At 72.4% G+C, this 15,352-nt stretch carries 15 protein-coding genes; 5 read left to right on the top strand and 10 right to left on the bottom strand.

Going from position 1 to position 15,352, the window contains the following annotated elements:
• Positions 1–23: 23 nt before the first annotated feature.
• Positions 24–896 carry a winged helix-turn-helix transcriptional regulator gene (locus ABIA35_RS41410; protein ID WP_370347293.1) on the bottom strand — a complete coding sequence of 291 codons (873 nt, stop codon included), beginning with the start codon at positions 894–896 and terminating at the stop codon, positions 24–26.
• A gap of 85 nt (positions 897–981) precedes the next feature.
• Between ABIA35_RS41410 and ABIA35_RS41405 the strand changes: the two genes are divergently transcribed.
• Positions 982–2,340: an MFS transporter gene (locus ABIA35_RS41405; protein WP_370361567.1), complete on the top strand. Its 1,359-nt coding sequence runs from the start codon at positions 982–984 to the stop codon at positions 2,338–2,340.
• 122 nt (positions 2,341–2,462) lie between these two features.
• On the opposite strand, the gene mshC is transcribed toward ABIA35_RS41405, so the two are convergent.
• The 5 genes from mshC to ABIA35_RS41380 form a co-directional block, all read right to left on the bottom strand.
• Positions 2,463–3,794: a cysteine--1-D-myo-inosityl 2-amino-2-deoxy-alpha-D-glucopyranoside ligase gene (gene mshC, locus ABIA35_RS41400; protein WP_370361565.1), complete on the bottom strand. Its 1,332-nt coding sequence runs from the start codon at positions 3,792–3,794 to the stop codon at positions 2,463–2,465.
• A gap of 174 nt (positions 3,795–3,968) precedes the next feature.
• Positions 3,969–4,880 carry a GNAT family N-acetyltransferase gene (locus ABIA35_RS41395; protein ID WP_370347289.1) on the bottom strand — a complete coding sequence of 304 codons (912 nt, stop codon included), beginning with the start codon at positions 4,878–4,880 and terminating at the stop codon, positions 3,969–3,971.
• A 151-nt stretch (positions 4,881–5,031) separates the two neighbouring features.
• Entirely contained in the window at positions 5,032–5,895 is an 864-nt protein-coding gene (locus tag ABIA35_RS41390) for an SCO1664 family protein (protein ID WP_370347287.1), read from the bottom strand.
• The gene (locus ABIA35_RS41385; protein ID WP_370347285.1) at positions 5,892–6,458 is read right to left on the bottom strand and encodes a DUF3090 domain-containing protein; all 567 of its coding nucleotides are present in this window, start codon (positions 6,456–6,458) and stop codon (positions 5,892–5,894) included. Before ABIA35_RS41385 ends, ABIA35_RS41390 begins: the two co-directional genes overlap by 4 nt.
• Before the next feature lie 65 nt (positions 6,459–6,523).
• The gene (locus ABIA35_RS41380) at positions 6,524–7,234 is read right to left on the bottom strand and encodes a histidine phosphatase family protein (RefSeq protein WP_370347283.1); all 711 of its coding nucleotides are present in this window, start codon (positions 7,232–7,234) and stop codon (positions 6,524–6,526) included.
• Positions 7,235–7,349: 115 nt separating this feature from the next.
• Between ABIA35_RS41380 and ABIA35_RS41375 the strand changes: the two genes are divergently transcribed.
• From ABIA35_RS41375 to ABIA35_RS41360, 4 genes are all read left to right on the top strand, one after another.
• On the top strand, positions 7,350–8,330 hold the full coding sequence (locus ABIA35_RS41375; protein ID WP_370347281.1) for a magnesium and cobalt transport protein CorA: 981 nt from the start codon (positions 7,350–7,352) through the stop codon (positions 8,328–8,330).
• Positions 8,327–9,511: a methyltransferase gene (locus ABIA35_RS41370; RefSeq protein WP_370361611.1), complete on the top strand. Its 1,185-nt coding sequence runs from the start codon at positions 8,327–8,329 to the stop codon at positions 9,509–9,511. Before ABIA35_RS41375 ends, ABIA35_RS41370 begins: the two co-directional genes overlap by 4 nt.
• Positions 9,512–9,586: 75 nt before the next feature.
• On the top strand, positions 9,587–10,165 hold the full coding sequence (locus ABIA35_RS41365; protein WP_370361563.1) for a hypothetical protein: 579 nt from the start codon (positions 9,587–9,589) through the stop codon (positions 10,163–10,165).
• Positions 10,149–11,009, top strand: a complete 861-nt coding sequence (locus tag ABIA35_RS41360) for an alpha/beta fold hydrolase (RefSeq protein WP_370361562.1) — start codon at positions 10,149–10,151, stop codon at positions 11,007–11,009. The genes ABIA35_RS41365 and ABIA35_RS41360 overlap by 17 nt, the downstream gene beginning before the upstream one ends.
• Positions 11,010–11,086: 77 nt before the next feature.
• Here the strand turns inward: ABIA35_RS41360 and ABIA35_RS41355 are convergent, their stop codons facing one another.
• The 4 genes from ABIA35_RS41355 to ABIA35_RS41340 all read right to left on the bottom strand — a co-directional run bounded on the left by ABIA35_RS41355 (position 11,087) and on the right by ABIA35_RS41340 (position 15,305).
• Entirely contained in the window at positions 11,087–11,890 is an 804-nt protein-coding gene (locus ABIA35_RS41355; RefSeq protein ID WP_370347273.1) for a metallophosphoesterase, read from the bottom strand.
• A 47-nt stretch (positions 11,891–11,937) separates the two neighbouring features.
• Positions 11,938–12,693, bottom strand: coding sequence for an HAD family hydrolase (locus ABIA35_RS41350; RefSeq protein WP_370347271.1), 756 nt, complete (start codon positions 12,691–12,693; stop codon positions 11,938–11,940).
• Between the two features lie 89 nt (positions 12,694–12,782).
• Positions 12,783–13,409 carry an NUDIX domain-containing protein gene (locus tag ABIA35_RS41345; protein ID WP_370361561.1) on the bottom strand — a complete coding sequence of 209 codons (627 nt, stop codon included), beginning with the start codon at positions 13,407–13,409 and terminating at the stop codon, positions 12,783–12,785.
• 186 nt (positions 13,410–13,595) lie between these two features.
• Entirely contained in the window at positions 13,596–15,305 is a 1,710-nt protein-coding gene (locus ABIA35_RS41340; protein WP_370361560.1) for a CTP synthase, read from the bottom strand.
• Between the last annotated feature and the right edge of the window lie 47 nt (positions 15,306–15,352).

Below are 15,352 nucleotides of genomic sequence, written 5' to 3'. Positions count from 1 at the left end.
TTTCCGTTGCGCGGCGACAGCCATCAGAGCCCTGAAACGATGCGCAGCGCCTCGTCGACCGAAGCCGCCGGATCCGGCACCGGATAGAGCACGCCCCGGATGGTGCGCGCGGAGTCCACGATCAGCGTCGCCCGCTTGAGCCGGTCGGCGCCGGCGGCCCGGAACGAGGGCATCCGCAGCGCGGCGGTGAGCTGCAGCGCCTGGTCGGACAACAGCGGGAACGGCAGGTTCTCCAGGGCGGCGAAGTCGGCCAGCTGCTCCGGGCGCTGCGTGCAGACGCCGACCACGGCGGCGTCGACCGCGGCGAACTCGGGCAGCCGGTCGCGGAAGGTGCGCGCCTCCAGGGTGCAGCCGGGGCCGCCGGGCACCTCGGACCAGCCGGGGGCCAGGCCGGGCTCGACGGCCGGGGAGCCCGGGAAGGTGTACAGGACGGTCCATTTGGCGTCGGCGGACACCGGGTCGGCCGCGCGGCCGTCGGCGCCGGGCAGCCGCAGGGCCGGGACGCCGGTGCCGACCAGGGCGTGCACCCGGCGGGCCTCGGCCGAGGCGGGCTCGGAGGTGGCGGTGAGGGTGCCGTCGCCCATGACGTGCTGGGCGCCCCAGTTCTGCAGCGCGACCAGGACCGGCAGCAGGCCGCGCCCGGCCTCGGTGAGGTGGTACTCCGAGCGCGGCGGACGATCAGAGTACTGACGCCGCTCCAGCACCCCGCGCTCGACCAGCATCGCCAGCCGTTCGGTCAGCACCTTGCGGCTGACGCCCAGCTCGGCGGCCAGATCCGAGAAGCGGGTGATTCCGCCGGCCACGTCGCGCACGACGAGCAGGGTCCACCAGTCGCCGACGACGTCGAGCGCCTGCGCGATGGAGCAGTCGGTGTCCGCGATGCGGGTGTACTTCACCGCGCCAGTATAGTCGGTTCACAATGGGAACTGACTCGGTCCATGATGGGAACCGACGGGGAACCGACACCGGGAGGGGACACTCTTGAGCACCGCCACGACACCCGAACGCGAGGCGCGGCCACCGACAGAACAGGCAACACCGGCAACACCAGCTACACCGGCAACATCGGCGACACCGACGGCATCGGCGACATCGGCGACACAGTCAGCGCAGTCAGCGCAGACGGCCGCGCCCGCCTCATGGTTCTGGCGCTACTTCGCCGGATCCACCGTCAGCCGCGTCGGCACCGCCGTGACCACCGTCGCCCTCCCCCTCACCGCGCTGGCGGCGGCGCACGCCACGAGCTTCGAGGTCGGCGCGGTCACGGCCGCGGGCTACGCGGCGTGGGCGATCGTGGGGCTGCCGGCGGGGGTGGTCGTCGGGCGGCTGCCGTTGCGGGAGACGCAGATCGCGATGGATCTGCTGCGCGCCGCGGCGTTGGCGTCGGTGCCGCTGGCGTGGTGGTTCGCGACCGTGACGGTGGCGCAGTTGGTGGTGGTCGCGCTGGTGGTCGGGGTGGCGTCGGTGGTGTTCGACGTCGGGAACTCCACGATGCTGCCGTTCCTGGTCGGCCGACAGGAGCTGACCGCGCGCAACAGCCTCACGTCGGGGGCCGAGGCGGTGACCAACCTGGCCGGGCCCTCGCTCGGCGGGGCGCTGGTGCAGGCGGTCGGGGCGGCGGCGGCCATCGTGGTCGACGTCATCAGCTATCTGATATCAGCGTTCTTGCTCCGGAACGTGCCGAGGCCGCCGCGGGCCGCCGCGCCGGGCGCGAGAACCAGTATCCGGGCCTCGATCCGCGAGGGCTGGCACTACCTGATCCACGAGCCGGTGCAGCGGGCGAACCTGTGGATCGCGACGTCGATGAACTTCGTCTGCGGCGCGCAGATGGCGCTCACGCCGCTGTTCCTGGTGCGCACCCTGGGACTCGGCGCCGCGTGGGTGGGCGCGATGATGGCGGCCGAGGGCCTGGGAAGCCTGGTCGGCGCCTCGCTCACGCCGCGGCTGACGCGCCGGATCGGTACCGGTCGCGCGATGCTGGTCGCCTCGCTCGCGCTGCCCTTCGGCTTCGCGCTGATGCCGCTGGCCGGGCACGGGCCGCTCGCCGGGGTGTTCGCGCTGGGCAACGCCGCCTTCGCGGCGACCGTGGTGGTGGCGAGCATCGTGGCGCGCACCTACCGGCAGACCGCGACCCCGACCGCGTTGCTGCCCCGGGTGATGGCCACGGTCCGGGTGGTCTCCTGGGGCGTGATCCCGGTCGGGGCTCTGGCCGCCGGCGCGGTCGCGACCTGGTACGGGCCGCGCGCGGCGCTGTGGTGGGCCGCGGCGGCCACGCTCGCGGTGCCGATCGTGGTGCTCGGCAGCCCAATCCGGAGCCGGCGCGACATCGCGCAGGCCTGAAGTCCGATGCGCGAGGCCTGCTGAGGCCCTGCTGAGGCCTGATATAGGTTTTCCCGCCGGATCGCGTGATCCGGCGGGAAACAAAGAGCGCTTTCGGCTGCGGGCTCAGCGGGGCGAAACCCTTACAGCGCCACACCCAGCAGCGAATCGGTGATCCGGCTGATCTGCCCCGGCGCCGCCGTGTTCCGCCCGGCCGAGGCGTCGGTGTCGGCGTCGGCGTCGGTGTCGGCGTCGGCGTCGGTGTCGGCGTCGGCGTCGGCGTCGGCGTCCGCAGCCTCCTGCCGCGCCACCCAGGCGTCGATGACCGCCAGCGCGCCGGGCGCGTCGAGGTCGTCGGCGATCCGCTCGCGCACCGCGGCGAGCACGTCGTCGGCCGGGACACCGTCGGGCCGGGACACCGCCGCGCGCCAGCGGGCCAGGCGGGTCTCGGCGCCGGCCAGGTCGGCGTCGGTCCACTCCCAGTCGGTGCGGTAGTGGTGCGCCAGCAGGGCCAGGCGGATCGCCATCGGGTCCACGCCGGCGTGCCGGAGCTTGGAGACCAGGACCAGGTTGCCCTTGGACTTGGACATCTTCTCGCCGTCCAGGCCGACCATGCCGGAGTGGACGTAGCTGTGCGCGTACGGCCGCTCGCCGGTCACCACCTGCGCCTCGGAGGCGCCCATCTCGTGGTGCGGGAAGGCCAGGTCGCTGCCGCCGCCCTGCAGGTCGATGCCCATGCCCAGGTGCTCCAGGGCGATCGCGGCGCACTCGATGTGCCAGCCGGGGCGGCCCGGCTTCAGGCCCGCGGCGCGCGCCGCCTCGCCGGGCTCCCAGGAGGGCTCGCCCTCGCGTTCGGCCTGCCACAGCAGGCAGTCCAGGGGGTCCTTCTTGCCGGGGCGGCCCGGGTCGCCGCCGCGCTCGCCGAAGGTGGTGAGCATCTCCGGGGCGTCCAGGTGCGCCACCGAGCCGAAGGCGGGGTCGGCGTGGACCGAGAAGTAGATGTCCCCGTCCACGTCGTAGGCCGCGCCGCGCTCCAGCAGCTTCACCACCAGGTCCACCACCAGCGGGATGGACTCCACGGCGCCGACGTAGTGCTGCGGGGGCAGGATGCGCAGGGCGGTCATGTCCTCGCGGAACAGAGCGGTCTCGGACTCGGCCAGCGCCTCCCAGTCCCGGCCGGTGGCCGCCGCGCGCTCCAGCAGCGGGTCGTCGACGTCGGTGACGTTCTGCACGTAGGACACCGGGTGCCCGGCGTCCAGCCACGCGCGCTGGATCAGGTCGAACGTCAGGTAGGTGTTGGCGTGCCCCATGTGGGTCGCGTCATAGGGCGTGATGCCGCACACGTAGATGCGGGCCGCTTCTCCGGGGGCCGCCTCCGGCGTGGGGACCAGGCCTCGCGCCGCAGTGTCGTGGAGACGCACGGCAGAGCCGTGACCGGGCAGTTCGGGAACCTCGGGAGCGGGCCATGCGTGCATGCGGATGATCCTATCGGGATCGGCCCGGACGGTGCCGGTGGTGGGTGCGGAAGGCGGCGCGCAGCCGCTGCCTGGGGCATCAGGGGCAACGGAGTGGAGGGCGGGGTTTGTTCCGGCGGTGGCGGCGGCCCGGCCCGCGGACACCGCACGTCTCAGCCGACGGTCCGGAACGTCTCAGCCGACGGTCCCGCGCGTCCAAGCAGTGAGCAGCGGCCGGTATCCGCAGCGGCTCCAGAACGGCCCCGACAACGGGTTCACGGCCGTGTAGTGCAGCAGCATCGCGCCCAGACCCGCGGCGTCGAGTTCGGCGTGGACGCGGTCCATGAGCGCGCGGCCGACGCCACTGCCGCGCTCCCTGGCCGTGACGGCTCCGCAGTTCAGGTAGGCCGCGGGCGCGACGCGGATCTGGCCTGCGGCCCATCCCGCGTATCGCGGCGGCTGCGCCACGACCAGCCCGACCGCCACGCCGTTGCGTTCAGCGAGCCACGCGCACTTCTTCACCCCGCCCACGGCCTCGGCGACCTCGCCGGCCAGGCCGGCCCGGGTGGAGGGACGGATCGCGGCGTAGCCGAACTGCGCGTCCCAGCGCAGTTGCTCCATCCACAGACGCCCGACCGCCTCGGCGTCCGAAGCCGAGGGCGAGGCCCGGCGTATCACCAGGCCCGGGTCGGTGCGCACCGCGCTGGATCGGCCGGCCAGGCGCACGGCGAATATCGACTGCTGCACGAATCCCCGCTCGACCAGCGCCCGCACCACCTCGGCGTCGCGCGAGGGCCAGGTGACCGTGGCGATGCTGTCCGAGCCCGGCCGGAACTCCGGCTGCGCGGCCCACAGATCCAGCAGGGCGGCGAACGCCTTGGGCCCGTCGACCTTCGGCACGAGCTTGCTCTCGTGGGCGGCGAAGAAGGTGTAGCCCCAGGAATCCGGATCGGCGGGCATGTTCCGCACCAGCGCCGCGCCGCCGGGGCAGCTCAGTTCGGTGTCCGCGGGCCGGGGACCGGGCAGCGGCTGCGAGACGGCCAGCAACGGATCGACGGCCGCGCGGCGCGCCTGATGCGCCGCCAGCAATTCCGGACTCTGTTCCACCGGAACCTCCCCTTTGCGCATGCGATCAAGTAACCGAGCATGCTAGTCCCCGCCGGCGAAAAGCGGCTCGGGTGAAAAGCGGCTCGGGCGAAGACCTCGGCAAGACCTCGGCAAGATCTCGGCAAGATCAGGCAAGGCCTCGGCAACGGCCTCAGAACGGCGGCCAGGGCACCGGCCGCCGCCGGCCCTCGGGCCCGGGTATCCGGTCGGTGTCCAGCAGCTCCCTGATCCGCTCCCGGGTCGCGGCGACCTCCTCGGGGTCCAGCAGGGCGGCCAGCCGGCCGCCGAGCTCGCCGGAGGAGATGTCGTGGTCCAGGCGCTCCAGCACCTCGCGGACCTCCGGTCCCAGCGGCTCGGTGCTGAAGCCCCACAGCAGGGTGCGCAGTTTGTCGTCGACGTTGAAGGTCAGGCCGTGGTCGATGCCGTAGACGTGGTCCGGCTCGGAGGTGCCGACCAGCAGGTGCCCGCCCTTGCGGTCGGCGTTGTTGACCACCGCGTCGAAGGCGGCGATACGGCGCAGCCGCTCGTCGGCCTTGTGCGCCAGCACGGCGGGGCGGCCGTCGCCCAATTCCACCGACAGCACCGGGCGCCACTGGGCCGCGGCCTGGTCGGCCGGGTCCTCGTCGAAGTCCTCCGGCAGCAGGGCCAGCAGGTCGTGCTCGTCCCCGTCGGGGGTGTCGATCCACAGCTGGCACATGCCCGGGCCCCAGGGCCCCTCGCGCATCACCGTCGGCGGGACGATGCGCCAGCCGGTGGCCTGCGACAGCTCGTAGGCGGCGACCTCGCGGGCGGCCAGGGTGCCGTTGGGGAAGTCCCAGAGCGGGCGCTCGCCGGCCACCGGCTTGTGGACGCAGTTCAGCGTCACGCCGTCCAGGGCGACCGTGCCGTACAGCGTGGCGTTGGAGGCGTTGGTGAGCCGGCCGGTGATGGTCAGCTCGCCCGCGGTGAGAACCTGCCGGATCCCGGCCGGATCCAGGGCCGGCTCGGTCGCGGCGTCCGCTTCGGGGGTGCTCAAGCGGCGCGCCGCCGGTAGCCGTTGGCGCGCGGGCAGACGTGGCCCTCGGGGTCCAGCGGCAGCGAGCAGAACGGGCACGGCGGGCGCCCGGCCGACACCACGGCCTTGGCCCGGGAGGTGAAGGCCCGGGCCTGGGCGCCGGTCAGGCGCACGACCAGGGTCGGCGGGCCGTCGGCCTCCATGTCGCCCAGCGGCGGCTCGCCCTCGCCCTCCATCGGCGCCATGGCCTCGATGACCACCCGCTGGGTCTCCCCGTCCCAGGCCAGGGCCAGGGCCGCGACCCGGAACTCCTCGAAGACCGGCTGCTCCAGGGGCTTGTCGTCGGCCAGTTCCAGCGGGGCGATCGCCGGGACCGGCGCGGCCCCGCCGGAGCGGCGCACGACCTCGTCGAGCAGGTCGTCCAGGCGCTCGGCCAGCGCCTCGACCTGTTCCTTCTCCAGCGCCACCGAGGTGATCCGGCCGCCTGCGGCCGCCTGCAGGTAGAAGGTCCGGTGCCCGGGGAGTCCGACGGTGCCGGCGACGAACCGCTCCGGAGGGTCGTAGACGAAGAGTTCCCGTGACACCGTTTTCCTCCTACAAGCTTCGCGCTCAGGCCCTCTCCCGGGCCCCCGCAATCAAGCCTATGCGTTCAGGCGTTGTCGGCGCCCGCGCCGCCGCCCACTGCGGCGTCCGCGTCCGCTGATGGCGAACGCTCCGGGGCCGGCTTGTACGGAGCCGGGTCGCCGCCGACGTCGTTCAGGCGCACGACGAACGGCCGCATCTCGGTGTAGCGCACGGCCGTCACCGAGCACGGGTCGCAGGTGATGCGCTGGAAGGAGTCCAGGTGCAGGCCCAGGGCGTCGGCGGCGAGGGCCTTGATGACGTCCCCGTGCGAGAACAGCGCCCACACCGCCTCCGGTCCGTGTTCCGCGGCTATCAGGGTGTTCCATTCCCGCACCGCGGCCACCGCACGCGCGGACATCTCGGCCATCGACTCGCCCTCGGGCCCGGGGAAGCGCGCGGCGGAGGGATGCCCCTGCACCACCTTCCACAGCGGTTCCTTGGCCAGCTCGGCCAGCGGCCGGCCGGTCCAGTCGCCGTAGCGGCACTCCCCGATCCGCTCGTCCAGGCTCACCGGCACGCCCTCGCGGCCGGCCAGCACGATGTCGGCGGTCTGCCGGCAGCGCTCCAACGGGGAGCTCACCACGGCCGCCAGCGGCACCTCGGCCAGCCGTTTGGCCAGCTCACCGGCCTGCTGTTCGCCGCGCTCGTCCAGGCGCACACCCTTGGTCCAGCCGGCGAGCACACCGGAGCTGTTGGCGGTGGTGCGGCCGTGCCGGATCAGAAGTACCAGGGTCACACGGCTCACCCTACGACCACCGCGGTCCGGGCGGAGGATCGGGATGGGGCCGAGGCCGGGCAGGGATCAAATCGGGATTGGGCCGCGCCGTGCGGCCTGCGGGATAATCGCCGGCATGATCGTCGACTCAGCGACCTATCAGAACGGCCGCCGCGTGAGCGCGCCCGAGGACTTCTCGGACGCGCTCCAGCAGGCCCGCACCTGCGGCGACCCCGCGGCGTTCCTGTGGCTGGGACTGTTCGAGCCCGAGCCCGACGAGCTGGACCTGGTGGCGCGCGAGTTCGGATTGCACCCGCTGGCCGTGGAGGACGCTGTCAGCGCCCACCAGCGCCCCAAGCTGGAGCACTACAAGGGCTCGACCTTCCTGGTGTTCAAGACCCTGCTGGAGGCCGACCCGCACCATCCGCTGCAGCTCGGCGAGATCTCGGTGTTCCTCGGCGAGAACTTCGTCGTCACCGTCCGGCACGGCGCGGCCAACCCGCTGTCCGGGGTGCGGCACCGGGTCGAGGACCAGCCCGAACTGCTCCAGCACGGTCCCAGCGCGGTCCTGTACGCGGTCGCGGACTCGATCGTGGACTCCTACACCGGCTACGCGCAGCTGATGCAGGACTCGATCGACGAGCTGGAGACCGAGGTCTTCTCCCCCGGCCGCGGCGACTACGGCGGGCCGATCTACGCCCTGAAGCGCAACGCGATCGTGTTCGCGCGCGCCGTGGTGCCGCTGGTGATGCCGACCAAGGCGCTGGTCGCCGGGGACGAGGAGCGGATCGCGAAGGAGACCCAGCCCTACTTCCGGGACGTGGCCGACCACGTGCTGCGCGCCACCGACGGCGCCCGGGAGTGGAACGAACTTCTGGACCACATGCTGGACGCGGACCGCTCGCGGGTGTCGGTGCAGCAGAACGACGACATGCGGCGGATCTCGGCGTGGGCGGCGATCCTGGCGGTGCCCACGGCGATCGCCGGGATCTACGGGATGAACTTCGACGACATGCCGGAGCTGCACTACCACTACTCGTACTACGTCGTGCTGGGGGTCATGGCGACGTCGTGCGTGATCCTGTACGCGCTGCTGAAGCGGGCGAAGTGGCTGTGACGCCGAGCGGAGCGCCGACGCCGGCGCCGGTACCGGTGCTGCCCGGCGAGTTGAAGCTGGCCCGGTTCCCGCAGGACCCGCGAGACCAACTGCGAGCCTGGGACGCGGCCGACGAGTACCTGCTGCGGCATCTCGGCGGGGGACCGCGGCTGTCGGGCTTGTCCGGGCACGTCGTGGTCTTCGGCGACCGGTGGGGTGCGATCAGCACGTCGCTGGCGCTGTCCGGAACGCGCGTCAGGCAGATCTCTGATTCGTACCTCGGGCAGCGGGCCACAAGCGAAAACCTTGCCAGGAACGGGAAAGAACGCTCGTGTGTAGCTCTGGCGGCACCTGCCGACGAAGTGCTGGAGCCGATCGACGTGCTGCTGGTGCGGGTGCCGAAGTCGTTGGCGCTGTTGGAGGACCAGCTCTGGCGGTTGCGGCCGTTCATCAAGCCGGAGACCACCGTCATCGGGACCGGCATGGTCACCGAGATCCACACCTCGACGCTCCAGGCCTTCGAGCGGGTCCTCGGGCCGACGCGGACGTCGCTGGCGGCGCGCAAGGCGCGGTTGATCTTCTGCGAGCCGGACCCGGAGCTGCCGCGCCCGGAGAACCCGTGGCCGCTGACGCATCAGCTTCCTGATGGTATCGGCGCCGCGAGCGGACACACCGTGGTCAACCACGCCGGCACCTTCTCCGCCGACCATCTGGACATCGGCACCCGCTTCTTCCTCCCGCAGCTGCCAGCCGGCACCGGCGCGGCGCGCGTCGTCGATCTGGGCTGCGGCAACGGGATCGTGGGGCTGGCCGCGGCGCTGGCCAACCCCGGCGCCGCGGTGACGTTCGTCGACGAGTCCTACCAGGCGCTGGCCTCGGCGCGCGCCACCTTCGCCGCGGCGTTCCCGCCCGGTACGCGGGAGGCGGAGTTCCTTGCCGCAGACGGTATGGAGGGCTTCGAGCCGGGCAGTATCGATCTGGTGCTGAACAACCCGCCGTTCCACAGCCATCAGGCCACGACCGACGCGACCGCGTGGCGGATGTTCACCGGGGCGCGGGCGGCGTTGCGGCGCGGCGGGGAGATGTGGGTGGTCGGGAACCGGCATCTGGGTTATCACGCGAAACTGAAGAGGTTGTTCGGCAATTGCGATGTGATGGCCAGCAATCCGAAGTTCGTTGTGCTGCGGGCGGTCCGGCGATAGACGCCATTCGATAGGTTTCCTTTCCGGGTCCCGGAACCGGCGCCGCAGGCCCAGGCCCGGAACCTCGAACGGGAGGTGCGTGAAGGCCTGCGCTTCGTCTACCGCGACCCGGTGATGCGCGCCTACGCGCTGACGCTGCACGCGCGCTTCTTCTTCGCGAGCATCATCGGGACCGTCTTCACCCTGTTCGTGCTGCGCGATCTGGGCGCCGGGTCCCCGCGGGCGGCGTTCGGCCTGGGCCTGGTGCTGGCCGCCGGCGGGGTCGGCGCGGTGCTCGGCAACGGGATGTCCCAGCGGCTGGGACGCGGCGGCGTGGGGCGCGCCGATCGGCGGGCTGCTGGCCCAGCATCTGGGATACCGGCCGGCGTTGTGGGCCGGCGTCGCGGGGATGGCCTGCTCCGGGGTCGTCGCCGCGCTGTCGCCACTGCGCAGGGCGCGGGTGACCGAAGGTCCGCAGGTAGCCGAAGGTTCGCAGGTGACCGAAGCACCGCAGGGCCCGGACACTTCGGAAACACCGGAAGCGAACGGCGAATCCGCCGCCGCGGGCGTCGGCGCATAGCGCGCCTGGCGGCTTTCCCCGTCCCAACCTTCCCGGTTTCTCTTGACCCCGTAATGCATGACCAAAATGATGAGCGGCATGGTCGGCATATCTGAGAACGAAGTCACCGGAGCGGGAACCGTGGCTTTCCGCGGCGGACATACCTGGTACCGCGTTTTCGGCGATCTGTCCGTGGCCGGTCCGTTGCCCCTGGTGATCCTGCACGGCGGCCCCGGTGCGGTGCACGACGGGCTGCTGCCGCTGGCGGACCTGTTCTCGCCCGAGCGGCCGGTCGTGCTCTACGACCAGGTCGGCTGCGGCAACTCCACCCGCCGGCCGGACTGGGCGCCGCGGGAGTGGACCGTGGAGCTGCACCTGGAGGAGCTGGAGACGCTGGTCTGCCATCTGGGGCTGGACGAGTTCCACCTGCTGGGCCATTCCTGGGGCGGATTCCTGGCCGCCGAGTACGCGCTCAAGCATCCGGCGCACGTCGCCTCGCTGACCCTGTTCAGCACGGCGGCCTCCAGCGAGCTGATGACGGCCTCGGTCATGGGGCGGATCACGGCGCTGGCCGAGCAGGGGCTGCCGCCGGCGGAGTTCGTCACGCGCCACCTGTGCCGGGTGCCGATGCCCGAACCGCTGGTACGCACCTTCGCGCAGCTGGCCGAGTTCCCCGAGGTGAACGCCGCGATGGCGGGCAGCGGCGAGGACGGCGAGCTGGTCGGGACGCTGGCCGGGTGGAGCGTGGTCGACCGGCTGCCCGGGATGGACCCGCCGACTCTGGTTCTGGGCGGCGAGTTCGACGAGCTGGACGCGGCCGCGCGGCAGCCGTTCCTGGACCGGATCCCGGACGCGCGCGGGCACGAGTTCGCCGGGGCGAGCCATGTGGCCTACATCGAGACGCCCGAGGCCGTGCGGGTCGTGCTCGGAGTGTTCCTGGCCGAGCACGACCTGGTGTGAGGGGGCCGTCCGCAACCCGGCCGGCTAGCCGGGCGGGCGGGCAGCGGGCGGCGGACAGCGGGCTGGCAGTCGGTCAGTCAGTCGACCAGCACCAGCTGCTCGGCCTCGGCGATGATCTCCTCCGGCGTCGGCGGCGTCAGCAGCAGCTCGGCGATCCGGGCGTGCCCGGGGTCGCCGGCCGCCACGCTGGCGGCCACCGATTCGCTCACGTCGTAGCGAGTAGTACGCAGCTGCACGTCCGGCCCGAGCAGGGCCCAGTGCGCCACCCCGGGCTCGTCGCGGTGGTACGGCAGGCCGACGCTGCCGGGGTTGACGCTGCGCCGGGTGCCCACGAAGCGGTCGAACTGCAGGTGGGTGTGGCCGGTCACCAGGACGTCCTCCTCGATGCCGGCGGTCATCTCGGCGAAGCGCTGCTCGGAGGTGCCGGGCGTGACCGCCTCGTGGTCGCTGCGCGGGGAGCCGTGGCAGAAGCGGACCGGACCCAGGCCCCGTACATCCACCACGATGCTGAACGGGAACGAGCCGACGAAGGCCAGCGCGCCGGTGCCGTGCCGGGCCGGGACCCACTCCTGGCGCGGGGTGGCCGGGGTGGAGGCGCCGGTGGTGATCTGCCGGACGTGGCGCTCGCTGTTGCCGCGTATGCACACCGCGCGCAGACCCAGGGCCTTGACGATGGCGACCGCCCCGTCGGGGTCGACACCCCAGGTGAGATCACCGTTGAAGACCACCAGCGAGGCGGCGGCGACGTCGGGCTCGGCGAGCACGGCCCGCAGCGCCGGCACGTTGGCGTGCACGTCGGACAGCACCGCGACCCGGTCCACCGGCCCGTAACGTTTGGCCCGGCCTTCCCACGACGCAGGACCGAAGAACTCAGAGGACATCGGGGGCCTCCCCGGGACGGCGGATCGGATGTTTCCGCCGTTTCACACTAATCGCGGTCCTGATGGTGGGCGAGAAGTGACCGAGCACTGAGACCGCCGTCGTCGATCACGCTGATCAGCTCGGTGAAGGAGGCGATCTCCGGGCCGGTCCAGTCGTCCTCGCGGTCGTGCGCGCTGTTGCTGTGCCAGTCCTCGGCGCGCAGCATGAGCGGCGTCATGCCGACCGCGGCCGCGCCGCTGAGTTCGCGCGAGCCGCCGTCGCCGACATACAGGCACTCGGCCGGCGCCACCCCGAGGCGGTCGGCGACGAGGCGGAAGAAGGCGGGGTTCGGCTTCTTCAGGCCCTCGGAGCAGGAGAACACCGCGGTGTCGAAGGATTCGGCGACGGCGAAACCGGGCCAGGCGACGGGAAGTTCGGGGGTGCAGTCGCTGAGCAGGCCCAGGCGGTAGCCGCGGTTTCTGAGCGCCCGCAACGCGCTCAGGGCGTCTTCGCGGAAGACGAACAGCGCGTTCTGCGCTTCGACCCGCGCCTGGCATGCCGCGGCCAGCGCCGCCTCGCTCGGGTCGACGCCGCAGCGGCGGGCCAGGGCGCGGAAGGTCTCCGACAGGTCGCCCAGAGCGCCGGTGGCGCGTTCGGAGAAGCTCGCGTTCAGCGTCTCCCGCCACTGGGCCGCCGGCAGGCCCAGGGGCGCCGCGCTGGCCGCCGCGGCCTGGGTCCAGACCTCGTTGGGGGTGCTCTTGGTGAGCGTGCCGAAGAAGTCGATGACGACCGCGGTGTGGGCGGGGGGCGAAGTGGGCTCCATCGCCGCAGTGTAGGCACGGCCGGCGGAAGCGGGCACATGATGCGGCCCGCCGCCGCCCGACAGTTCTCGCCGATGACCTACGGCGTGCCCTACGGCAGGAAGGGCCGCTGCCGCCACTGGGCGTCCGCCGGCCGCAGGTCCTCCAGCGCGTTCGTGGTGATCGCGGTGGTCAGCGCCAGCACGCCGGCCACGGCCAGCGGATTGTGCAGCTCCCCGGCCAGGATCAGCTTGGTCACCTCGGAGCGGTCGGCCCACACCGTGGACATGTCCGCCTCCTCGTGCTCCCGGGCGAACTGCTCGCCGTCGGCCTCCCGGACGCCGCGCGCCAGGTAGACCCGGATCGCCTCGTCCGAGCCGCCGGGGGTGGTGAACAGGTCGACCAGGACCCGCCAGTCGTCGGCCTGCTGGTGCGCCTCCTCGTAGAGCTCGCGCTTGGCGGCCTCCAGCGGGTTCTCCCCGGGATGGTCCAGCAGGCCCGCCGGCAGCTCCCACAGGCGCCAGCCGACCGGGTGCCGGTACTGGCGGACCAGCAGGACGCGGTCGGCCTCGTCGAGCGCCACCACGCCGACCGCGCCGGGGTGCACGACGTAGTCGCGCTCGGCGACCTGGCCGTCCACCATCTTGACGGTGTCGGTGCGGACGGAGATCACATGCCCGCGGAACTTCTCCTCCGAGGCCAGCACCGGCCACTTCTCGGGTTCGTCGCGGATCTCCATCACGCTCCCTGTGCTCGCGGTTGCGGCCCGGCGGACTCGGCCGGGCCGATGATCGAAGCCTATCGCGGCGGATGCGTCAGGGCGCCGGGGACGGCGGACGCTGGACGGCAGGCGACGCGGACGGCAGACGCGAACGGCGCCCCGGCACGAAGCCGGGACGCCGTCCCCGATCGAGCCCGAGCCGGATCAGGCCCCGGCAGCCGTCTCGGCCAGCGCCTCACCGGCGGCGGTCGCGGCGGCGGTCGCGGCCGCACCGGCCGCCACGCCCTTCGAACGCTGCACCGCGGCGGCGATCAGGCCGGCGAACAGCGGGTGCGGGCGGGTCGGGCGCGAGCGCAGCTCGGGGTGCGCCTGGGTGCCCACCAGGAAGGGGTGCGCCTCGCGCGGGAGCTCGACGAACTCCACCAGGCGACCGTCCGGGGAGGTGCCGGAGAAGACCAGGCCGGCCTCCTCCAGGCGCGGGCGGTAGGCGTTGTTCACCTCGTAGCGGTGGCGGTGGCGCTCCTCGATGTACGGGGCGCCGTCGTACAGCTCGCGCACGATGCTGCCCTCGGCCAGCTTGGCCGGGTACAGGCCCAGGCGCATGGTGCCCCCCAGGTCGCCCTGGCCGGCCACGATGTCGCGCTGGTCGGCCATGGTGGAGATCACCGGGTCCGGGGTGGCCTCGTCGAACTCCGCGGAGTTGGCGGCGGCGATGCCGGCCAGGTGGCGCGCGCCCTCGATCACGATGCACTGCAGGCCCAGGCACAGGCCCAGCAGCGGGATCATGTTCTCCCGGGCGTACTTGACCGTGTTCACCTTGCCCTCGATGCCGCGCACGCCGAAGCCGCCGGGCACGCAGATCGCGTCCACGCCGGTCAGGTGCTTGGCCGCGCCCTCGTCGGTCGCGCACTCGTCGGAGGGGACCCAGCGGATGTTCACCCGCGCGGAGTTGGCGAAGCCGCCGGCGCGCAGCGCCTCGGTCACCGACAGGTAGGCGTCCGGCAGATCGATGTACTTGCCGACCAGGGCGACGGTGAGGTCGTGGTCCGGCTCGTGCACCCGGCGCAGCAGGTCGTCCCACTGCGTCCAGTCCACGTCGCGGAAGGGCAGGTTCAGCCGGCGCACCACGTAGGCGTCCAGGCCCTCGGTGTGCAGGACCTTGGGGATGTCGTAGATGGACGGCGCGTCCACGGCCGCGGCCACGGCCTCCTCGTCCACGTCGCACATCAGCGAGATCTTGCGCTTGATGACCTGGCTGATCGGCCGGTCGGCGCGGCACACGATGGCGTCGGGCTGGATGCCGATGCTGCGCAGCGAGGCCACCGAGTGCTGGGTCGGCTTGGTCTTCATCTCCCCCGAGGGGCCGATGTAGGGCACCAGGGAGACGTGCAGGAAGAACACGTTGTCCCGGCCGACCTCGTGCCGCAGCTGGCGCGCGGCCTCCAGGAACGGCAGCGACTCGATGTCCCCGACGGTCCCGCCGACCTCGGTGATCACGATGTCCACGTCCTCGCCGCCCATGCGCCGGATCCGGGACTTGATCTCGTTGGTGATGTGCGGGATCACCTGGACCGTGTCGCCCAGATACTCCCCGCGCCGCTCCTTGGCGATCACCGCGGAGTACACCTGGCCGGTGGTGACGTTGGCCGAGCCGCGCAGCTCGGTGTCCAGGAAGCGTTCGTAGTGGCCGACGTCCAGGTCGGTCTCGGCGCCGTCGTCGGTGACGAACACCTCACCGTGCTGGAACGGGTTCATCGTCCCGGGGTCGACGTTCAGGTAGGGGTCGAGCTTCTGCATGGTGACCCGCAGACCCCGGGCCTTGAGCAAGGCGCCCAGCGAGGAGGCGGTGAGGCCCTTGCCGAGGGAGGACGCGACGCCCCCGGTTACGAACAGGTGTTTCGTCTGATGTGCCAAGGGGGGCTCCCGCGGATCGCTGCTGAATCTGCTGATTGGTACAGGCG

The organism is Catenulispora sp. MAP12-49 (assembly GCF_041262705.1).
GTDB lineage: Bacteria > Actinomycetota > Actinomycetes > Streptomycetales > Catenulisporaceae > Catenulispora.
The sequence above is the reverse complement of the archived record's forward strand: the minus strand, read 5'-3'. Positions and strand labels throughout refer to the sequence as shown.